The sequence below is a fragment of the Salinisphaera sp. PC39 genome, from assembly GCF_040361335.1.
Taxonomy (GTDB): Bacteria; Pseudomonadota; Gammaproteobacteria; order Nevskiales; family Salinisphaeraceae; genus APNM01.
This window is the reverse complement of the sequence record NZ_APNM01000012.1, coordinates 16,555-37,671: the sequence shown is the minus strand read 5'-3', so window position 1 is coordinate 37,671 and position 21,117 is coordinate 16,555. Positions and strand designations below refer to the sequence as shown.

At 67.4% G+C, this 21,117-nt stretch carries 18 protein-coding genes; 5 read left to right on the top strand and 13 right to left on the bottom strand.

Features of this window, described 5'->3' with window-relative positions:
- Positions 1 to 4: 4 nt before the first annotated feature.
- On the bottom strand, positions 5 to 466 hold the full coding sequence (locus PC39_RS12165) for a hypothetical protein (RefSeq protein ID WP_353253665.1): 462 nt from the start codon (positions 464 to 466) through the stop codon (positions 5 to 7).
- Between the two features lie 641 nt (positions 467 to 1,107).
- Here PC39_RS12165 and PC39_RS12160 point away from each other — a divergent pair.
- Positions 1,108 to 2,322 (top strand): GGDEF domain-containing protein, encoded by a 1,215-nt coding sequence (locus tag PC39_RS12160; protein ID WP_353253664.1) that lies wholly within the window; start codon positions 1,108 to 1,110, stop codon positions 2,320 to 2,322.
- Between the two features lie 10 nt (positions 2,323 to 2,332).
- On the opposite strand, the gene PC39_RS12155 is transcribed toward PC39_RS12160, so the two are convergent.
- From PC39_RS12155 to PC39_RS12115, 9 genes are all read right to left on the bottom strand, one after another.
- A complete protein-coding gene (locus PC39_RS12155; RefSeq protein WP_353253663.1) occupies positions 2,333 to 2,686 on the bottom strand; it encodes a hypothetical protein in 354 nt (117 codons plus the stop codon).
- Positions 2,687 to 2,765: 79 nt separating this feature from the next.
- The gene (locus PC39_RS12150; protein WP_353253662.1) at positions 2,766 to 4,238 is read right to left on the bottom strand and encodes a tetratricopeptide repeat protein; all 1,473 of its coding nucleotides are present in this window, start codon (positions 4,236 to 4,238) and stop codon (positions 2,766 to 2,768) included.
- 5 nt (positions 4,239 to 4,243) lie between these two features.
- Positions 4,244 to 4,846: an energy transducer TonB gene (locus PC39_RS12145; protein WP_353253661.1), complete on the bottom strand. Its 603-nt coding sequence runs from the start codon at positions 4,844 to 4,846 to the stop codon at positions 4,244 to 4,246.
- A gap of 9 nt (positions 4,847 to 4,855) precedes the next feature.
- A complete protein-coding gene (locus tag PC39_RS12140; protein WP_353253660.1) occupies positions 4,856 to 5,275 on the bottom strand; it encodes an ExbD/TolR family protein in 420 nt (139 codons plus the stop codon).
- A gap of 37 nt (positions 5,276 to 5,312) precedes the next feature.
- The gene (locus PC39_RS12135; RefSeq protein ID WP_353253659.1) at positions 5,313 to 5,729 is read right to left on the bottom strand and encodes an ExbD/TolR family protein; all 417 of its coding nucleotides are present in this window, start codon (positions 5,727 to 5,729) and stop codon (positions 5,313 to 5,315) included.
- Positions 5,726 to 6,292 (bottom strand): MotA/TolQ/ExbB proton channel family protein, encoded by a 567-nt coding sequence (locus PC39_RS12130; protein WP_353253658.1) that lies wholly within the window; start codon positions 6,290 to 6,292, stop codon positions 5,726 to 5,728. Before PC39_RS12130 ends, PC39_RS12135 begins: the two co-directional genes overlap by 4 nt.
- A gap of 16 nt (positions 6,293 to 6,308) precedes the next feature.
- Complete coding sequence (locus PC39_RS12125; protein WP_353253657.1) at positions 6,309 to 7,718, bottom strand: MotA/TolQ/ExbB proton channel family protein; 1,410 nt, start codon at positions 7,716 to 7,718, stop codon at positions 6,309 to 6,311.
- 7 nt (positions 7,719 to 7,725) lie between these two features.
- Complete coding sequence (locus PC39_RS12120) at positions 7,726 to 8,538, bottom strand: DUF3450 domain-containing protein (protein WP_353253656.1); 813 nt, start codon at positions 8,536 to 8,538, stop codon at positions 7,726 to 7,728.
- 282 nt (positions 8,539 to 8,820) lie between these two features.
- On the bottom strand, positions 8,821 to 12,072 hold the full coding sequence (locus PC39_RS12115; RefSeq protein WP_353253655.1) for an FG-GAP-like repeat-containing protein: 3,252 nt from the start codon (positions 12,070 to 12,072) through the stop codon (positions 8,821 to 8,823).
- Between the two features lie 716 nt (positions 12,073 to 12,788).
- On the opposite strand from PC39_RS12115, the gene PC39_RS12110 reads away from it, so the two are divergent.
- Positions 12,789 to 14,525: an alpha/beta hydrolase gene (locus PC39_RS12110; protein WP_353253654.1), complete on the top strand. Its 1,737-nt coding sequence runs from the start codon at positions 12,789 to 12,791 to the stop codon at positions 14,523 to 14,525.
- 110 nt (positions 14,526 to 14,635) lie between these two features.
- Here PC39_RS12110 and PC39_RS12105 read toward each other — a convergent pair whose 3' ends face one another.
- Positions 14,636 to 16,297, bottom strand: a complete 1,662-nt coding sequence (locus PC39_RS12105; RefSeq protein ID WP_353253653.1) for a PHA/PHB synthase family protein — start codon at positions 16,295 to 16,297, stop codon at positions 14,636 to 14,638.
- Positions 16,298 to 16,398: 101 nt separating this feature from the next.
- Here PC39_RS12105 and PC39_RS12100 point away from each other — a divergent pair, with 101 nt between their 5' ends.
- Both PC39_RS12100 and phaZ read left to right on the top strand, forming a co-directional pair.
- Positions 16,399 to 16,851: a MaoC family dehydratase gene (locus PC39_RS12100; RefSeq protein WP_353253652.1), complete on the top strand. Its 453-nt coding sequence runs from the start codon at positions 16,399 to 16,401 to the stop codon at positions 16,849 to 16,851.
- Between the two features lie 33 nt (positions 16,852 to 16,884).
- The gene (gene phaZ, locus PC39_RS12095; RefSeq protein WP_353253651.1) at positions 16,885 to 18,117 is read left to right on the top strand and encodes a polyhydroxyalkanoate depolymerase; all 1,233 of its coding nucleotides are present in this window, start codon (positions 16,885 to 16,887) and stop codon (positions 18,115 to 18,117) included.
- A 52-nt stretch (positions 18,118 to 18,169) separates the two neighbouring features.
- Here the strand turns inward: phaZ and PC39_RS12090 are convergent, their stop codons facing one another.
- Together PC39_RS12090 and PC39_RS12085 are read right to left on the bottom strand one after the other, a co-directional pair.
- Positions 18,170 to 18,538 carry a VOC family protein gene (locus PC39_RS12090; RefSeq protein WP_353253650.1) on the bottom strand — a complete coding sequence of 123 codons (369 nt, stop codon included), beginning with the start codon at positions 18,536 to 18,538 and terminating at the stop codon, positions 18,170 to 18,172.
- A gap of 36 nt (positions 18,539 to 18,574) precedes the next feature.
- Entirely contained in the window at positions 18,575 to 20,200 is a 1,626-nt protein-coding gene (locus PC39_RS12085; protein ID WP_353253649.1) for a flavin-containing monooxygenase, read from the bottom strand.
- A 152-nt stretch (positions 20,201 to 20,352) separates the two neighbouring features.
- Here PC39_RS12085 and djlA point away from each other — a divergent pair, with 152 nt between their 5' ends.
- Positions 20,353 to 21,111, top strand: coding sequence for a co-chaperone DjlA (gene djlA / locus PC39_RS12080; protein ID WP_353253648.1), 759 nt, complete (start codon positions 20,353 to 20,355; stop codon positions 21,109 to 21,111).
- Positions 21,112 to 21,117 lie beyond the last annotated feature (6 nt).

Below are 21,117 nucleotides of genomic sequence, written 5' to 3'. Positions count from 1 at the left end.
CGGCTCAGGAGCCCTTGCGCACGCGCTCGGCCAGCGTCCGCTGATCCACGCGGCCGCCGTCGCGGCGGCCGCAGTGCCAGCCGGCGGCGAGCAGCACCAGGCCCAGTGCCAACCACGACGATACCGCCAGCATCCCGGCGGGCATCCGGGCGGTCACGCCCTCCCGGTCCTCGCCGGGCATCTCCGAGCCGACGAACGGGTAATACGAGGCCAACGGCCAGAGCAGGCACAGGCAACCGGCGGCGATCAGCATCCGCCGCCACGCCTTGCCCGGCCCCGGCGCCTGCACCGCGGCGAAACCGGCCAGGGCCCAGATCAGGAAGAACAAGAGAAAATTGGCCGCGTCGGGCGCATAACCCTGCAGGCCGCGGGCGATGATACCGATGGCCAGGCCCGCCACCAGCAGGCCGCCCAGCACGGCCGCGGCGGCCTGGGCCGGTACGATCCTCCCGCGATCCGGGCGCATGCGGTTCGATCCGGCACCGCCGGCCGGCACCTCTGGCATACCTTCCCCCCTGGCTGGGCGACGGCGGCTATCACCACGTCCGGCGGAGCGGCCGCCATATCCCGTCGCCGTGTGTCCGATTCGCGTGCGCGCTCCCGGCGCCCCGCTCGGCCGCCGGCGGCGCCATCCGCCACACAGTCGAGCGTGCCCGGGAAACGTTTCCCGCGCCGTGCACATGCCCGACTTTTGGCCAGCCCTCTTTTTGCATGGCGGCGGGTGCCGCCTGTAGCGGCGAAACACGGCGGATGCCGTAAGCGAATACCTACGGCCCGTCGGCCGCGGCTTATGCGCCCGGCGCTAACATGCAATCCCACAGCAATTATCGGTCCGGCCCTACACCGTTCATCGAATTCACGCGGAGGACGATCCGCCCGGATTCCAGTAATGTTCTGCTTCGGGCCGTGTACCTCGGCCGCGGCAACCGGACGGGCCGGACATCGATCCGATTGAAGCACTTTCCAATACGCCCACAACCCGCGCGTATCCGTTCGCCGATCTCCGCGGAAATCGCCGGCCGAAGGCAAGCATGGACGCATGGACCCGGCGGCCGGGATCCCGAATCCGTCAGGGCTCGGCACCGCCGGAGTAAGGAGCACACGGTTATGTCGTCACCGCAGTCCGGCCCGCTGCCGGCGCTGGCCGCCGTCTGGCGCCGCCGCGGCCATTGGCTCGATATCCGCTTCAAGGCCGAGCTCGAACGCTTTTTCCGCGACACCAAGCTGGAACGGCGCCGGCCCCTGCTGGCGGCCGGTCTGGTGGCCGCGGCCCTTCTGCAGGTGGTGTTCGTGGTGTTCGATTACCTGTGGCTGGGGCATCACCTGACCCCCGGCCAGTCGGCCGTGCTGCTCCTGGCGGTGGCGGCGCCGCAGATGGTTTTCGCCGCCACCCTGCCGCGACGACTGCAGCCGGCCCACTTGCAATGGGCGGTGCTGGCGCTGGTCGCCTGGACCGCGCTCGCCTTCTCGGCCCTGCTGGCGACGCTGCCGGCGAGCGGCGGCCGCCCGCCGTTCGCCTGGGAGGCCACCATCACGCTGGTGATCTTCGCCTGCCTGTTCACGGGGTTGCGCTTCTTTCACGTGCTCGCGCTCTGCGCCGCGGTGTTCGTGCTCTATCTCGCCAGCCAGCTCTGGGCCGCCAGCGAGGCGCGCCCCCTGCTGTACGCGCTCTATTTCCTGGGCGCGGTCACCCTGCTGGCGCTGATCGGCGAGTACCTGCTGGAGCGGGCCGAGCGTTACGAATTCCTCTTCCGGCGGCGGCTGCATCGCCACATGGAGCGCGATTTCCTCACCGGCCTGGCCAACCGGCGCACGCTCTACCGCTCGCTCAAACTGGCACTGGACATGGGTCGCCGCGACCGCCGCGCGGTGGCGGTGGCCATGATCGACGTCGACGACTTCAAGTCGTTCAACGACAAGTACGGACATCTGGGCGGGGACCGCAACCTGCGGCGCCTGGCCGCCGTGCTGCGCCAGCTCGTCAACCGGCCGCTGGACTGCGCCGCGCGCTATGCCGGCGACGAATTCTGCGTGGTCTGGTACGACGTCACCGACAACGGCGCCGACATCCTGGCCCGGCGCATCCAGCAAACGCTGGCCGACGCCGGCCTGCCCCTGACGGTCAGCGTGGGCAGCGTGCTCATCACGCCGGACCGGTTCGACGGCCGCGGATCCATCAACCGCAACACCGCCGATCTGGTGCTGGAATACGCCGACACGCGACTCTACCGCGCCAAGCTGGCCCGTCCGCGCAACAACACCGCCGTCGGTGGCGCGACCCTGCCCGGCGAGGTGCGTCACGCGGACGTCGAGTCCTCTTGAGCCGGCCGCCTCAATCCAGCGGCCGATAGCCGGCGGCCGCGCTGCAATACATCTCGCGACGCCGGCGCAACGCCGGCCCGGCCTGCCGCCCCGCGTCGCGGAGCCGCGCCGTGTGCTCGCGGCAGCGTGTCTCGAAGAGCTCGACGGCGTGGACACGGCAATCGCGGTACTCGATGGAACCCCGGCGATAGTCCCGGCAGACGCTGCCGTGGTCGATGCGGCCGTCCCGCGTCTCCCAGGACACCGGCGGCTCGGCACGCTCGTGACGGATGCGGTCGCCGGCGGCGGCCGCGCACGCCCAGATGATGACCAGGATCGGGACAAGCGGGAACGGACGCCCCCGCGGGATCGTTTCCCGGTGCATGCGGTTCACCTCCCTGTGTGATGATGGTCATGGCCGCCCTTCCTGGGCGCCATCCGCGGCAGTCTAAACCGGGTCGGCGTCAGTCGTCGCCCCCGTCTTCCGGCGCCGGTGTGCCATCGCCGCCGTCCTCGGCCAATTCGCGGAACAGGGCCTCGCACTCCTCGCTGAGCTCGGCGCCGGACAGGCGCTGCGCGCGGCAGGAGGTGAGCTGGCGCTGGCGTGCCGCTTCGGCGAGCCGCGCCTCCTGCTTGGCCTCGAGCGATGCCTGCCGGCTTTCGGTGCGGTTGATGGCGGCGATATAGCCGCGCCACTCCTTGGCACGCTGGCGTGTCTGGTCGAAACGTTGCGCCCTGGCGAAGGCCGCGTCCGCCTCGGCGCGCTGCTCGCGGTCGCCGGGCCCGGCCTGGTTGAACCGGGCGGTGCCCAGCAGCATCCATGCGTCCGCGCGCTTGTCCTCGGGCAAGCCGCCCTTCTCGACCGCGGCCTCCAGGGCACGCGCCGCGGCCTCGTTCTGCTCGTCGGCCAGCAACACCTGGCCCAGGCGGTAGGAAAGCTCGCCGGTGTCCGATTTGCGCGCGGCCTCCCGCAGCACCGGAATCGCCTTCTTGTGCTCGCGGGCCTGACTCCACAATTGCGACAGCAATTCCAGGTTGTCGACGCTGCGCTCGACCCGGCCGCGCTCCATCTCCTTCACCAGCAGCTCGGCGCCGCGGTGCGGGTTGTTGTAGACGGAGTAGAACTGCGCCAGCGACAGGATGTCGTCCGCCTCGTCGATCAGCCCGTTGCGGTAGGCCACTTCCAGGGTCGAGAAGGACTTGCGCTGCTGGCCGGTCTGGTTGTAGACGGCCGCGAGCTGCTTCCAGTAAGTCTTTTCGTCCGGCCAGTACTCGACCATGCGCTTGAGCAGCGGCACGCGCCGACGGTCGAGGCCGGCCTGGGCGTAGATGATGTTGGCCAGCTCGTAGTAGCGCCTGCTGGCCTTGGGCGAGAGTTCGATCGCGCGCTGCACGGGGGACACCGCCTCGCGGTACTCCTCGCGATAATAGTGGGCCGCGGCGAGCATGTAGTAGGCCTTGTGATCGGGTTTCTCCGCCTGCTCGATCCAGAGCCTGAGGTGGCGGATGGCCTCGCTGTAGTTCTCGGCCCGGAAATGGAGTTGCGCCACGTTGAAACGCAACTGGACATTTTGCTCATCGGGCAGCGCGCCCAGTTCCAGGGCGCGCTGGAAATCGTCCAGGGCGGCGTCGTAGCGCTCAAGGTTGGCCAGCGCGGAGCCGCGGATCTGCAGCACCGAGGCCAGGTCGAAGGGCTTCATGGCATCGCCGCGGCTTGCCAGCAGGTCGTCCAGCTTGGCCACCCCGTCGGCGTAACGATCGTTCTGCAGGTCCTCGTAGGCCCCCATCAGTTGCTTGGCGACCCGGGGATCGAGCGATTTCGCGCGCTGCGACTCCCGCCCTTCCTCCTGTCCGTCCTGCTGGGCGAGCGCCGGCACCGCGGCGACCGCGCCCAGCGCCAGCGAAAAACCGATGAGTAAGGCCTTCACGTATCGCATCCGCGTCATTCCGCCTTCTTGAACTTGAAGCTGGTGCGCACGCCGTAGCGCGGCTGCGGCCGGTTGTTCTCGAACTTGGGCTCGTACTTCCAGCGCTCGACGGCGCGGATGGCCGCCCGGTCGAAACAACTATTGGTGGAATCGATGGCCCGGGCGTTCACGACCTGGCCCTCGGGCGAGACATCGAATTCCACCACCACGCGCTCGACCGGCGCGGCACGCGACTGGCAGCGGCCCGGATACTGCGGCGGGATGCGGACCATGGGCTGGGCGTCGCGGTCCGGATTGAAACCGGTACCGATATCCAGATCGGCCTGGGAGAAGTCCGGCAGCTCGCCGATCTGTCCCGAGACCTTGGGCCGGAAACTGGGATCGTTGACCGCCGGCGGCGGGGGCGGCGGCTGGTCGAGCACGGGCCGCTGGAACTCCGCCTGCTCGCGCGTGGTGGAGTCCTGGAGCTGCCGGGTGACGTTGATTTCCACCGAGCGGTCCTCGGAGAGCCGGACCTCCTCGTCCTGGTGGATCAGCGCGGCCAGGATCAGGAACAGCAGCGCCGTGACCAGGAAGGCGGCGGGCAAGCCGGTAAAGAGTCGCGCGATCGATCGCATCCGGTTCCCTCAGCTTCGCTTGGTCGAGACGGCGACGACCTCGGACACACCCGCCTCGCGGATACGCTGCAGGACCTCGATCATGTAGCGGGTGTGGGCCTCGGCGTCGGTCTGGATGACCGCGCTGCCGCGCGGGTTCTCCCGCCGAAGCCGCTCGATCGCGGCCTTGACGCCCTCCAGCGGCACCTTTTCGCGGTTGATCCAGATCTCGTTGTCCGCGGTGATCGCCACCAGGATGGAAACGAGTTTCTGCTCCTTCGCGCTCTCGGCCTCCGGCCGGTCGACCTCGACGCCCGGCTCCTTGATGAAGGTCGCCGTGACGATGAAGAAGATCAGCATGATGAACACGATATCCAGCAACGGCGTGACGTTGACGTCTTCCTCGTCCTCGCCGTTGCGCGCGACCTTCGGTGACCGTCGTTTCAGCATGGCTTAACGTTCCGTTTCCCGCTTGCTTGGGCGGCCGTCAGCGCCGCGATTCCTGCAGTCCGACCGCGGGTTCGACCCCGGCCAGCCGCGCCTGGTCCAGCACCGTGACCGTGGTTTCGGCCTTGGCCTTGGGCGCGGCGTTGACCAGCACCACGCCGCGGGGCTCGCGCGCGGTGAACTCCTCGACCACCGGCTTCACCGAGCGCGGGTCGATCAGGCGCACGTTGTTGACCCGGACGAAACCGTCGGCCTGCACCGACAGCATCAGGGTCGGCGGTGGCCGGGTGTCGTCCTCCGGTGGCTCGTCACTGGGCGAGTTCAGGCCGAAGCCCTGCTCCTGCAGGAAGGTCGACGTGACGATGAAGAAGATCAGCAGGATGAACACGATATCCAGCAGCGGCGTGATGTTCACCTCCGCCTGTTCCTCCTGCTTGCGGGTCAGTCTGCGCGTCATGCCGTATCCCCGCTTGCCGCCGTGTCGGGCGCGACATGGATGTCCAGGCTGTCGGCCAGCCCGGCCACCGTCCGCGTGCCGCGTCGCTCCAGGACATTGATGAAGAAGATGCCGGACAGCGACACCGCCAGGCCGGTCATGGTCGGGATCGTCGCCTTGGAGATGCCCGAGGCCATCAGCCGGGCGTTGGAGGCGCCGGTCGAGGTGATCACCTGGAACACCTCGATCATGCCGGTGACCGTGCCCAGCAGGCCCAGCAGCGGGGTGACCAGGATCAGCACCTTGATCACGCCCAGGTATTGCTGGTTGGCCAACCGTTGCTCGGATATCAGACGCTCGCGGATGGCATGCGCGAACCAGGAAGCGTGGTCCTCCCGCGCGGCCCAGGTCTCGCGTTTCTCCCGCGCCAGGGCACGCTCGGTGGTGGCGAAGTAGATCAGGCGCTCCACGATCAGCACCCACATCAGGAAGGTGGACACCAGGATCGCCACCACCACCGGGCCGCCGGCCCGGAGGTATTCGGCGATCGCCGCGAACGCGTTGGCCGGGTTGAGCAGGTCCATCGCGCCAGCGCCCCGATCAGCCGCGCTTCTCGGCGTACTCGGCGACCATGCCCGCCGATTGCTCCTCGAGCACCTCGCCGACGCGGCGCGAAGCGCCGGACGCGAAGGTGTGGAGCAACAGCAGCGGGATCGCCGCGATCAGACCCTGCACGGTGGTCACCAGGGCCTGCGAGATGCCGCCGGCCATCAACTTGGGATCGCCGGTGCCGAACAGGGTGATCGCCTGGAAGGTCACGATCATGCCGATCACGGTACCCAGCAGGCCCATCAGCGGCGCGACCGCGGCCAGCACCTTGACGATGTTCAGGCCGCTGTCCAGGCGCGGCAACTCCTTGAGCACCGCGTCGTCCAGCTTGAGCTGCAGGGTCTCGATATCGGTGCCGCGGTTCTCCTCGTAGGCCAGCATCACCCGGCCCAGCGGATTGTCGCGGGAGGGCTCCATGCTGCGCGCCTGGGCCTGCACCTTGCGGGCCACCAGCGTCAGCGACAGCCACTTGTACAGGGCCAGCAGCACGCCGGCCAGGGCCACCACGATGATGGCGTAGCCGATGCCGCCGCCCTGCTGGATGCGCTCGAGCAGCGTCGGCGATTCCACCACCAGGCTGAGCAGCGAGCCGAGGGACGGGTCGATCACGCCGGCGACGAAACCGTCGCCCTCGTATGTCTCGACCCGCTCGGCGGCCGCGTTGGCGCCGCCGCCGGGCTGGCGCGCCAGATACTTGAGCCGGCCGTTGACCATCTGTAGGAAACGGCCGTCCGAAAAGGCCACGAAGGGCCCCGCGCGGGTGACCTCGCGCTGCACCGGCTGGTTGTCGGTGCCCACGACGCCGGCGTCGAACTGCACCACCTTGGCCTGCTGGCGCGCCTCCTCCAAGAGGGTGAACCAGAGGTATTCGAGCTGCTCGACGGTCGGCAGGGAGCCCGCCTGGGCGATCTCGTCCAGCTTGTCGCCACGGTTCGGCAACTGCGCCGAGACCAGCGAATCCTTGAGCTGGTCGCGCAGGTCGGCGGCCGCGGCGCGGGCGGCGCCGAACAGCTCGCCGAACTCGCCCTGGCGCTCCGCGAGCTGCTGACGCAGTTCGTCGAGCTTGCGCTCGTTCTCGTTGCGCACGCGCTCCAGTTGCGCGGCCTGCTGCTCGGCCTCCTCGACCTGCCGGCGGATACGCCGGAGCTCGGCCTGCCGCTCGTTGCGCTTCTCCAGGAAGCGGCGCTCGCGGGCCTCGTTCTCGCGGCTGACGGCGCGTCGCTCCTCGCGGATGGCGCGCACCGCCTCGTCGAGGGTCAGCGGGGACTTGTCCGCCTCCTGCCCGCCGGATTGCGCGAGCGCGGCCGGGGCCGCCGGAAGCGCGGTCGCGGCCGCGAGCAGGGCCGCGCCCAGCAGGCGAAGACGGGGACGGAGGGCTCGGTTGGTGATCGCCGTGTTCATGATCTGCCTATCCTTCCTGCTCGTTCGCTTGTTCCGGCGCGGGGAGCGGCACCGTCAGGAGTTTCGGGGGAATCTGCTCCCGCGCCATGCGCAGGCCGGTCTTCACCTCGTCCATGAAGGCATGGTCGAGATCGCGCCAGGCATCGGCGTCGGCGTCGTAGATCTTCAGCACCTTGTCGTCGTCGGTCTTGAAGACCAGACCGAGGCGGCCGATGCGCAGGAACTCCGCGTTCTCGTACTCGGTGCCGTCCACCGTGACGTCGCCGCGATAGGCCTCGATGGTGCGGCCGTACTCGTTCTCGATCTGGTAGGCCTCGACGATCAGACGATAGCGCTGCGCGGGCGACTGCTCGGGATCGTCCATGATCGCGTTCAGGCGCTCGATGCGGTCGCGGCGCTCGGCGGGCAGGAACGGGATGTCCGCGGCCACCAGCTTCTCCAGCGCGTCGAGCATGTCCTCCATCAGCGGCTGCACCGAACGCTGCAGACTGGAGATGTTGTCGATGTCCTGGCGCAGCGAGGTCAACTCGCGCTCCTGCGCGTCGATCTGGCGCCGCTGGGATTGGTTGTAGCGGCGCAACTGCTCCAACTGCTTGAGGTTCGCGCGATAGTCGTTGAGCAGCTTCTGGGCCTGCGCGTCGAGCTGATCGATCCGCTGCTGCGAACCCTGCGTGTCCTCGACCGCGCGCTCGCTGTTCTCCAGGGCCGAATCCAGCTTCTCCGCGGCCGCCGGCATGCCCGCGGCCGCCACTACGGCGGCCAGGGCCGCACCCGCCGCCAGCGGCGGACCGGCGCGTCGCTTCGTCGTCTGATGTCTCATCGTGTCCCTCATCTGGCGGAATATCTGCCTGCCAACAGGAATAGCGCGCCGAGCGGCCCGCGGACCTCTCGCGCTGTCCCGGCATCCGCGCCGATCGCCGAGGCGGTCGACCGGAAACCGTCGAACCCAATTCCGGCGCCCGCGGGCACGGCCCGTGTGGGGCGCCTCAGTAACTAAAACGCAACAATGAGGAAAAACCGCACGGTCGAAACGGAGAGACTACGCGATTGAATCATAACTTGTTGATTTTATTATATAAAAAATTTTACTTTCGGCGGCGGTTCAAGGCGCGGCACAGGCGGCCGAACCATCACGCCGGTCCAGCACCAGGAAACGGTTGGCCGGAATTTCGTCGCAGACCAGCTCGGTCCCGTCGGGCCACGTCACGCTTAGCCGCGTGACCTTCGCTGCCGTGCCGAGACCGAAGTGCAGGTCCGGCGGATTCTGACTGCTGTAGTTGCTGGCGGCCTGGGCCAGCCGCTGCATTGTCTGGCTACCGTGGCCGTTGCCGGGGTCGGCCGTGACCCGGACACGGGCGCCTATGGCGTCCGTGTTGGGCGCCGCCCCCACCAGTCTCACGGCCAGGAAACGCCGCCCCTCGCCGTGTCCGATCCGGTTCTCGAAGAACTGGAACCCGCGGGAGTGATCCAGCACGACCACGTCGACGTCGCCATCCCGGTCATAGTCGAAACACACCACCCCGCGTCCCTCGGAAGGCGTGTCTATCTCCCAGGCCGAAGCACGTTCCGTGAAGGTGCCGTCACCATCGTTCATGAACAGCCGCGCGGGCTTGTCCTGGAAATACGCCGCCGTGCTCCGATCATATTTCTCCTTGGTCCGGCCGTCGTCCACCGACGCGGGGATATGCCCGAAACCGTTGACGTGGAACAGATCGACAAAACCATCGTTGTCGAAATCGGCGGCACAGGCACCCCAGCCCCAGGCGCCGTCGCGCACGCCGGCGGCGTCCGTGACATCCTCCAGCCGGAGGTGCCCGCCGGCGCCGACGTTCCGGTACAGGCGGTTGCCGGTCACGCCCCAATTGCCGGCGGGTTTGTCCCGGCCCGGGTGCATGACGGAGGTCACGAACCATTCCAGTCCGCCGTCGTTGTCGGCGTCGAGCAGGGTGGCACCCATGCCGTTCTCGTCGGTGACGACCTCTTCGTCCGTGACGTTGACGAAACCGCCGTCGCCATCGTTGACCAGGGTCTGGGAGGTCCCGAAATCGGATGCGATCAACAGGTCGGCATGGCCGTCCCCGGTGAGATCGACGAATTTCGAAGTAAAGTTGAAACGCTGATCCACGTGCGCGGAGGTTGTCCCCGCCTCCTCGTCCCACGGCCGCAACAGGCGGCCGTCATTGCGCCACAGGGCGGGCGATGTGCCGGCGTTGCCGCTTCCGGCCGACCAGTGCGAGGTATAGAAATAGGGGTAGCCGGTCTCGTCGAGCGGCGAGAACGAGATCGCAAAGGTATGGCGGGCCATGGGCAATCCGGCGATCCGTGCATAACGCCCGCCGGCCGTCGGCGAGTAGATCGGTATCTCGCCTTCGAAAAGATTGGTCAACAGCAACTCGCGGCGGTAGTCCCCGTCCAGGTCCGCCACGGCCACGCCGGTGAAGGCGCTGCCCGGATCGCCGTCCAGCAAGCCCGATAATGGCCGGAAGGCGGTACCGGCCAGGTTCTCGTAGAAACGCATACCGGCAATGTCGCCGCCGGCGAAGGCGAGATCCGGCCAGCAATCGTCGTTGAGGTAGGTTGCGGTGACACCGCCGGCGATCATTACCGCCTCTAGCTGCGAACGATCCTCGACGAACCATGTTTCCGCGCTGAAACCGTGCGGGTCGGCGAGACCGAAACCGGGGTCAGCGGAACGCAATGTAAAGCGGGCTTCGCCCGTGTTATCCCCCAGAGCGGGCGCCGGCGCGCAATCCTCGACGTCGGCGAAAGTCGCGCGCGGCGCGAGCCCCGGAAACGCGAGCGCGACCTCGTCGGGGTAGTGCGCGGGCCTTTCGGCATCGATATCGACCGGCGCGGCGGTACCGTCGCCGCGCACAAGCAGATGCCCGTCCGGATCCTCGCCGGGGGCCGGCGTCCAGCGGCCCACGCAAGACGGGTCCGCGACACACCGGTCGGTCAGGCTCTCGAGGAACGCCGTCAATTGCCGCAACTCGTCGGCGCCAAGGGCTCGCCGCGGTAAAAGCCGCTCGACCGCGGTAAAGCTGCCGGCGGCCATCGCCTCGCGCGTGTGCGACTCGGCATAACCGTAGAGGGACCCGCGCCCCCGGAACTGTTCCAGGTGCTGCAGGCTGAAATCGAACAGATCGACCTGCCCTTTCGGATCGGCGTGGTAGGCGATGGTCCGCGCGAGCGAGGCAAACGTGCCCGCATGACCATAGGGAGCGGTACGCGCGACGTTGAGCAGGCTGGGCACGCGGAAGGCATGGATGTCCTCGGCACGGCGGCTCTGCGACCAACGTCCGAAATCCTTGCGGTCTGCCCGCCCGAAGCCGCGACCGATCTGCGGGAAGCCGACATTGTAATAGCCCTCGTCAGTGAACCGGTCCCCGGCATGACAGACCGCGCAGCCGAGACCGCCCTCGTCCGGCGGCGCCAGGAACAGCCACGCCCCGCGCTTGGCGTCCCGGGACAGGGCCGAACGATCGCCTTCCAGGTACGAGCGCCATGGCGTATCCACGAAGATAGCGGCATCGATGTAGGCCGCCAGCGCGCGCTGCACGACGCCGATCGTGATCAATTCCTCCGCGGTGCCGCGAGGTTCGCCGAGGGCGTCGCGAAACAGCGCCAGCCAGTTTCCGGCCGCGGCAACCGGATCATCCAGGTAGCGGGTATCCGCCTGCCCGCGCAGACGCGCGACCAGACGTTCGCGGTAGGCGACCGGCGTCGTCAGATCGGTGTAGAGAAACCCCCGCATCTCGTTGTCGTTGACCAGGGGGTTCTTCGTATTGAACTCCATGAGCCCGTCCAGGGGCGTGGTGTCCGCGGTATTCCCCGACTCCGGCGTGCGTATATCCTGGCCGTGCCCGCCGGGCACTATCCGGTCGTCGAGCACGAAGACGCGACCGTCGTACATCATGGCCCGGTCAAACAACGAGGCATTGAAGGTGGTGAGGCTGTTCCGATGCATGTTGGGACCGCCGTCGGCTCGTGGATCCGGATCCCGCCGATGATCCACCCGCCGCTCCGGGCCGACGATGGAGCGCCTTTCCGGCACGACGCCGACCGCGATCGAAAGCCCGTCGGAACCGGCGAAGTCCGGATGGTGACAAGTGCCGCAGGCACTGTCGAAGCCACCCGAGAGCGTCTGCGAAAAGAACAGGATCTGTCCCAACTTGACCATGGGATCGCTGTCGGGCGGCACCTGGACCAGGCCCCGTTCGCTCGCGGGATCGCCGTCCATGCCGTGCCGTTCACCGGCCAGACGCAGCAATGCGGCGTCCAGGCCATCCGGGGCGGCGCCGTCATCTTCCTGCCCGCCGCCGCCACCGCCGCAGCCGACGGCGAGAACCAACATCGGCACGCCGCACCACAACCGCCACCGGGGTAAAACCGCGAGCCGCATCATCGCCCCGGGCGCCATACCGATCTTCCGGATTCGAGCCATTCCAGAATCGATACAAGAAGAATGCCAGATACGGACGTTCTGGCAGACCGACGGCCGAAGGCAGGGCGGAGCAGCGTGACACCAATTACATAAAAAGATGTAAACAGCGCCTTCCGTGACGTTTTCAATGTTATTTTTATGTAATAAAAATGAAAAATAATTATTTAGCCCCTTTTTGGTGCATATAAAACCAATGAACTGAAATTGTGCGATGCACAACGCAAGGGCCCAATCGCTTACATTTCGCTTCAATACAGGGCAATTACGGAAGTCTTCCCGTGTAAGAAATAGCTTACATCGCCATAAATGCTCATGAAATAATTAACTTTTCCCCTTCCCTCGAAGGCCTGGCACGTTACGTGCTGAATCACTGCCGACGCGCCATCGTCACCGCGGCCGACGGGAATCGTCCTTCCTCGCATTCCCGCCGCCGTGACCCGGTGTCGCGTCGACCGCCGAGACGAACCTCGCGGGGCAACGCCTCGATCCGTCCAGGAACGTCCGGCACAACCAAAAAGGCCGCCACCGGGGACGTACCGAAAGGCCCCGAACCGGCCTCCGATTCCGGTCAACAGAAGGGGACATCCGACATGGGGACTTTACGCTCACCAATCCGTTTCAAGGTCATGAGCGCGCTATGGCTCGCCGCCGCCCTGGGGCTGGCCGGCTGTAACGACAGCTCGTCCGGCGGCGATGACGGTGATACCGGCTCGGCGGCGCCCGACAGCGTCTACACCGGCATCGCAGCCGATCCCTCGCCCATGGGTGCCTATACCGTGGCCGAGGAGGAGTACGACTTCGGTCGCATGGAGGTGACCGATCCGAAGAACGGGGACATCTACGAGACCGACATACACGGCTATATCCAGTATCCGGAAGGCGAGGCCGGACCGTTCCCGCTGGTCCTGTTCCTGCACGGCCGGCACGGCACCTGCTATGACGGATGGGGCATCGACGACGACGATTGCGATAACCCGATCCCGAGTTACCGTGGCTACGAGTACATCAGCGAAAATCTCGTCAGTCACGGCTACGCCGTGATCTCGGTCGACGCCAACGACATCAACGACAACGACAGCGGCCCGAGCAGCGGCGATACCGGTGCGCAGGCACGGGCCGCGCTGGTCGTTCGGACCCTGGACGAATTCCGCGACATCAACGATATGGGCGGGCAGGGCCTGGACATGCTGCTGGGCAAGCTCGACATGAGTGCCATCGGCATCATGGGCCACTCCCGCGGAGGCGAGGGCGTCAACAAGACGGTCATCTACAACCGCCGGCAAATGAACCCGCACAACATCACCGCGGTATTCTCGCTGGCGCCGACGGACTACAACGTCCAGACCGTTTCCAATGTGGCCTTCCTCTCGCTGGCCGGCTACTGCGACGGCGACGTCGAGGACCTGATGGGCAACTTCGCTTTCGACACGTCCCGTTACGCCGATCCGGGCGATCCCTATCCGAAGTTCCAGCTCATCCCCATGGGCGCCAATCACAACTACTACAATTCGGTATGGGCCACCGATTCCAATCCGGACGACTGGGTCTATTGGGACAACGACCTGAACGACGCCTGGTGCGGTACCAACGCCCCCGATAACGGACGCGATTCGATCGAGTTGCAGCAGGCGCAGGGGCTGTTCTTCATCAGTTCGTTCTTCCGGTACTTCATCGGCGGCGAGACCCAGTTCGCCGACTACTGGAACGGTCAGACAACGGTGCCCGACAACATCTGTCCCGACGGCGTCGCCCCCTGCGAGGACCGTTATCTGCTCAGCATCCTCGCCCCGCCCGACTACCGGCTGCTGATCGACGACACCCTGGACTCGGCCAGCCTGACCACCAACAACCTGGGTGGCGCGGTGACTTTCTACGGCTTCTCGGACTATGGCACCTGCCAGACCGACGGCCGGCCGGGCGAAGGCTGTGACATGGCCGTGCCCACCTACAACACCGCCGAGATGCTCTACATGAGCTGGGATGTGCCGTCGACATACCGTACCGAGTTGATGGACCTCGACGTCACGGACTACCAGGTGGTGTCCTTCCGGGTCGGCATCTCGCACGACGACCTCGACAACGTCGGCGGCCAGGACTTCGACATCGTCCTCGAGGACGTCGACGGCGAACGCGCCGTGCTCACGGCCAGCGACTACAGCGCCGCGTTGTTCTACCCGCCGGGCGACGACCACTACGACGAGGATGGCTCGCGCAAGACCACGCTCAATGCCGTGGACATCCCGCTGACGGAATTCGAAGGCGTGGACTTCCAGCACCTGCAGGCATTGGAGGTTGTCTTCGACAAGACGCCGGCGGGCACCGTCCAAATGACGGACCTGCTGTTCCAGCGCGTGGAACTGTAGCCCGCGAACCCCGCTAGGCGGGAACGGACGGGGCCCCTTGCCGGGGCCCCGTTCTTTATCGGGAACCCGCTTCCGGCGTCATGCGCGGCCGGGCCGGCGGATCCGTGCCCTTACTCCGGCTGGTGGACGTAGGTGCCGGGCGCCGGCTCGCCGGCGGGGAAACGCTCGTTGCCGAGCCGCGCCGGCGCCTCGACCTCCTCGCCGGAACGCGCGCTTATCCAGTCGAGCCAGTGCTCCCACCAACTGCCCTGGCGTTTGTCGGCATTCGCGAACCAGTCCTCCGGTTCCGCGACCGCTTCCTCGCCGATCCAGTAGCTGGACTTCGGATTCCCGGGCGGATTGACGATGCTGGCGATGTGGCCGGCGTGGCTGAGCGCGAAGGTACTCTCGCCGCCGAGCAGGTGCGTGGTCCGGTAGCAGGCCTTCCAGGGCGTCAGGTGGTCGTTGACCGCGCCGGTCACATAGTTGTCCAGGGTGACGCGCCCCAGGTCCACCGGCGTGCCCAGCGCCGTCCAGCCACCCGGACGGCACAGCGCGTTGCGCTCGAAGATATCCAGGAAATCCGCGTGCAGCGCCGCCGGCAGATTGGTGCTGTCGTTGTTCCAGACCAGGATGTCGAACGCCGGCGGCGACTTGCCCATGAGGTAGTTGTTGACCCAGAAGCTCCAGACCAGGTCGTTGGGGCGGAACCAGTTGAACAGGTTCCGCATGGCATGGCCCTCGATGATGCCCTTGCGGCGCGAGCGGTACTTGGCCGCCCGCAGCAACGGCGCCGACTGCAGCGACCCGATCAGCGCGGGCTCGGAGAAATCCAGCAGGGTCACCGTGTAGCAGGCGGCGTGGACGCGTTCGTCACCGGCCTCCGCCAGGTGCGCCAGCAGCGCCGACATGGTGATCCCGCCGGCGCAGAACCCGTAGGTGTTGAGGTCGTCCGTGCCGGCGATGGCCCGCACGGCGTCGGTCGCCTCCAGCAGGGCCTCGCAATAGCTGTCCAGGTTCCAGTGCCGGTGCGCCGGCGTGGGATTGCGCCAGCTCACCACGAACACCTGCATGCCCTGCTGCACCGCGTATTCGATGAAGCTGCGCCCCGGCGACAGGTCCAGGAAGTAGAACTTGTTGATCTGCGGCGGGATCAGCAACAGGGGCCGCCGGCGAACCCGCGCGGTCTGCGGCCGGTACTGGATCAGCTCCAGGATCTCGTTGCGGAACACCACGGCGCCCGGCGTGGCGGCGAGGTTGTCGCCGAGCTGCCACCGGGACGGATCGATCTGGCTGGGCATGCCCCGGTTGTGGCGCAGGTCGTGGAGGAAATTGCGCGCCCCGTCCAGCAGACTGCGTCCGCCGGTCTCGAAGGCGCGCTTCAGGGCCTCGGGGTTGCCCGGCAACGCGTTCGTCGGGGCCACGCCGGCCGTGATCACGTCCACCAGCAGCAACGCGCGCTCCCGGTTGCGCCAGTCCAGGTCCTCGCTCACCGACCGCGAGACCGCCCGGCAATAGGCGAAATAGGCCTGGGCCAGCCGGCGGTAGAAGGGATTCTCCTGCCAGGTCGGATCCCGGAAGCGGCGATCCTTGGGATCGATCTCGACGTCCGACGCCCCGGCCAGGACCTTGAGGAGCTCGATCCCGAGCTGGAATGTCTCGCGCGAGACCCGTCCGGGATCGAACAACGGCCGGGTCGCGGACAGGAGCTGCTTGATATCGACCGCACCGGGGTTCTCGGCGCCGCCGACCGCCTCCGCGGCGCGCGCCGCGATCTCGTCATCTCGCTGCATGTTTTTTCTCGCCGTCGCCATGACAGGTCACGGCAGTCTGTAATTCGGATTTCTATCCCGTAACATGGACCCCCTACCGGCACATGACAAGGGGAACACCGATGGCCACGCACATGACCGTCGACGAACTGCGCGAGGCCGGCGACGTCGATCTCGGCGCCTCGGACTGGTTCACGATCGACCAGACACGGATCGACCGCTTCGCCGACGCCACCGACGATCATCAATGGATCCACACGGATCCGGAACGGGCGGCGCAGGGTCCCTTCGGCGGCACGGTGGCGCACGGCTACCTGACGCTCTCGCTGATCCCCGGTCTGCTGGCAGAGATGCTGGTTCTGGACGACGCCCGCATGCTCGTGAACTACGGCATCGACAAGCTGCGGCTGACCTCGCCGGTGCCCAGCGGCAGCCGGGTCCGCGCGCGGGCGCGCCTGCTCGACGCCCAGTCCAAGGGCGACGGGGTGCTCCACCGCGTCGAGGTCACGATGGAGATCGAGGGCAGCGAACGCCCCGCCCTGGTCGGCACGATGCTGTACCTGGCCTACGCCTGAGCCCCTTCGCCACAGCCATTTCCCGGAGACGGCATGCGATACACCCTTTTCGATCTGCAACGCGAGACGCTGCGCCCGACCGTCGCCAGCCTGTCGGCCGCCGGCGAGCTGGCGCGCTCGCGCCTGAACCCGCTGTCGCGGACTCCCGTCGGCCGTTTCCAGGCCGCCACGCTCGAATCCGTCACGCGGCTGCTCAAGAGTTATCCCAAGCAGTCCTGGGATTATCCGGACGTCCGTATCGACGGCGAGGACCACCCGGTGCGCCGGACCACGATGCTGCGCAAGCCGTTCGCCGACCTGCTGCGCTTCCGGCGCGCGGGCCTGCCCGCGGACGCGCCCAAGGTCCTGTTCGTGGCGGCGGTGTCGGGTCACCACGCCACTCTCTCCAAGGAGACCTACGAGGCGTTCCTGCCCGACCACGAGGTGTTCGTCACCGACTGGCGCGACGCCCGCCTGGTGCCGCGCGAGGCGGGCCCCTTCGGCTTCGAGGATTACGTGTCCTACCTGATCGAGTTCCTGGAGACGCTGGGACCCGACACCCACATGTTCGCGATCTGCCAGGCCGCCGTGCCCGCCCTGGTGGCGACCGCCGCGATGTCGAAACGCGGCCATCCCTGCCGGCCGCGCACCCTGTCGATGATGGCCGGGCCGGTGGATATCCGCGTGAATCCGAACGACATGCTCAAGCGGTCGCGGAAGCTGAACCTGAACCACCTCAAGCTCGCCGCCATCCATCGCGTGCCGGCCCGCTTCCCTGGCGCCGGACGCAAGGTCTATCCGGGCGCGCTGCAGATCATGGGCTTCCTGTCGATGAACCCGCGCCTGCACCTGGGCAAGCACGCCGAGTTCTTCAAGAATGTCTGCCTGGGCCGTGAGGAGGAGGCCGACAAGCACCGCGAGTTCTACGATGAGTATTTCGCCCTGATGGACACCCCGGCGGAGTTCTACCTGGAGACGCTGGAGCGGGTCTTCGTCGACCAGCAGCTCCCCGAGGGCCGGATGCAGTATCGCGGCGAGACGGTGACCTGCGCCGATATCCGCGACGTGCCGATCCTGACCATGGAGGGCGCCCAGGACGACATGGTCAGCGTGGGCCAGACCGCGGCCGCCCTGGACCTAGCCACCGCCCTGCCCGACGACATGAAGGAAGCGTACGTCCAGGAGGGCGTCGGCCATTACGGCATCTTCAAGGGACGCCGCTACCGGGAGGAAACGGCGCCGCACGCCAAGCGCTTCATCGCCCGGCACGCCGCCCCGCGGCAATAGCCGGGCACGCGGCTAACCGGCGGACGGCACCCCGCCTCCGCCGGCGCACCGATCAGCCCATGGTGAAGGCCACCAGCTTGTTGCCGTCCGGATCGCGGAAATAGCCGCCATAGAAGCCCTGCATGCGCTCGCCGGGCGCCCCCTCGTCGGTCGCGCCCAGCTCCAGCGCGCGGGCGTGCAGCTTGCGCACGCCCTCCTCCGAGCCGGCCGCCAGCGCCACCATGTTGCCGTTGCCCGGCGTGGCGGAATTGCCGTCCCAGGGAGTGCACACCGCGAACATCGGCTGGCCGGGCGCCACCGCCCAGGCGATCAGGCGGTCGGTCTCCAGGAAACGCTTGGCGCCGAGCTCGGCGAGCAGCGCGTCGTAGAACGCCGCCGCCGCGGACAGGTCATTGGTGCCGAGGGTGGTGTATCCGATCATGGTGTCGTCCCGATTGCGTACCGTGGTGCGGGGGCGTCAGGCCAGCGCGAAGCCCTCGTAGCCGTTGGCGGCCACCTGCGAGCAACGCTGGTAGTAGTCCCCCATGCCCAGGGGATATAACAGGATCTGGCGCGGCTTGCCCGGGATGTTGGCGCCCATGTACCAGGAGTTTGCCTTGGGGAACAGGGTCTCGGCCACCGCCTGGTCGCACATCGACACCCAGTCTTCCTGGGCCCGCTCGGTGGGCTCGATCCGGCGCAGCCCCTCGCGGCGCATGTGGACCAGGCAATCGGTCAGCCACTCCACCTGCGGCTCGATGGCCGACGGTCCGTTGGCGAAGCCGGACGGGCTCTGCGGCCCGTAGAGCCAGAACAGGTTGGGGAAATCCACCGCCTGCATGCCCAGGTAGGAACGCGGCCCGTCGGCCCAGCGCTCGGCCAGGCCGACGCCGTCGCGACCGCGGATATCGATCTTGGCCAGCCCCCCGGTGACGGCGTCGAAGCCGGTGGCGAACGCGAGCACATCGAGGGGGTGCTCGACGCCACCGGCGACGATGCCGCGCTCCGTGACACGCTCGATCGGCGTCCGCCGGGTATCGACCAGGGTCACGTTGTCGCGGTTGAAGACTTCGAAATAGCCCTGCTCCAGCGACGGCCGCTTGGTGCCGAACGGATGCGGCGGCGTCTTCGGGCACAGGGCCTCGGCCATGTCCGGGTCCTTGACCCGTGCGTGCACCTTGCGGCGCAGGAAGTCGTAGGCCGTGGCGTTGGCCCGCTCGTCCATGAGCAGATCCATGAAATTGTTCACCCAGAACCGGAGGCCGCCGGCCTGCCAGAGTTCCTCGTAGAGGGCCTCGCGCTCCTCGGCCGAGACCTCGGTGGCCAGGCGCTCGTCGAAATCGAAGGTAAAGCCGCCGAAGGTCCGCCGCATGCTGGCGCGGATATTGTCCATGTCATCGATATACGACTGCCAGGTGGCGTCGTCCATCGGCCGCTGCTGCATGGGCATGGCCATGATGGGCGTGCGCTGGAAGACGGTGAGATGGGACGCGCGCGGCGCCGCCTGCTGGATCACCTGCACACCGGTGGCGCCGGTGCCCATCACGCCGACGCGCCGGTCCTGGAAGTCCACGCCTTCATGCGGCCAGCGGGCGGTGTGATGCCACTCGCCGGCGAAATCCTCCAGGCCGGGGATGTCCGGCACCTGGGGCTTGGAGGCGAAGCCCGTGGCCATGATGCAGAACTGCGCGCGCACGCGGTCGCCGCCGTCGGTCTCGACCAGCCAGTGATCGTCGGACGCGTCGTAGGTGGCGCTGGTCACCCGGCGCGAGAAACGGATATGGGGGCGCAATCCCAGCCGATCCGTGACGAACGACAGGTAGCGCTGCACCTCGCTCCCCGCCGGAAAGCGCTCGCTCCATTGCCAGTTCCGGAGCAGGTCGTCGGAGAAGGTGTACTGGTAGTAATGACTCTCCGAGTCGCAGCGGGCACCGGGATAGCAATTCCAGTACCAAGTGCCGCCCACGTCCTCGCCCGTCTCGAAGGCGATGGCGGAGAACCCCTGCTCGCGTAACTTGTGGAGTTGATAGATTCCCGAGAACCCGGTGCCGACCACCACGGCATCCACTTGCTCGAGCCCCTGCGTCGTTTCCCGATTCGCCACGACTAGTCTCCTCGCGTTGTCTCGCACCACCGGTCAGCGGAGCCGACCGATATATTGAATACTCGTTTTGTAAGACCATTTCATCAGACAATGGCCGCGGACGCGAGTCGGCCCACGACCACGTTCGCGGCCCATGCGTTATCATCCGGCGCATGTTCACCGCCGCCGCCATCGGCGGCCTGATCGGTTACCTGATCGGCCGCATTCCGGGAATGTTGATCGGCGCCGCGCTCGGCCTCTGGCTGGGCCGCCGCCTGCAGCAGCGCATCGCGACCTTCGGACCGGGGGCCATCCGCGCCCAGTACCTGGACGCGACCTTCGCCGTCATGGGCGCCCTTTGCAAGGCCGACGGCCGGGTCACCCGCGACGAGATCCGGGTCGCGGAGCAATTGTTCGACCGCCTGCGTCTATCCGGAGAGCGGCGCGAGGCGGCCAAGGCCGCCTTCAACCGCGGCAAGTCACCGGGCTTCGACCTGGATGCCGAGGTGGCGGCCCTCGCCCGTCTGACCCGGGGCAACCGGGTGCTGCAGCAACTGTTCCTGCAGGTGCAATTGTCCGCGGTCGCGGCGGACGGCGTGCTGCATGACGACGAGCGCGCCATGCTGCTGCGGGTGGCGCGCGGCCTGGGGCTGTCGGAAGCGGAGATCGATCGCCTGGAGGCGATGCTGCGCGGCGGCGGCCGGCCCGGCGACAACCGGCCGAGCCTGGCCGACGCCTACCGCGTGCTGGGCCTGGACGAATCCGCCAGCGACGCCGAGGTCAAGAAGGCCTATCGCCGGCTGATGAGCCAGAACCACCCCGACAAGCTCGCGTCCAAGGGACTGCCCGAGGACATGCGCGAGATCGCCGAGGAGCGGACCCGCGAGATCACCAATGCCTACGAGCGGATCAAGGCCGCCCGCGGGACCTGATCACTC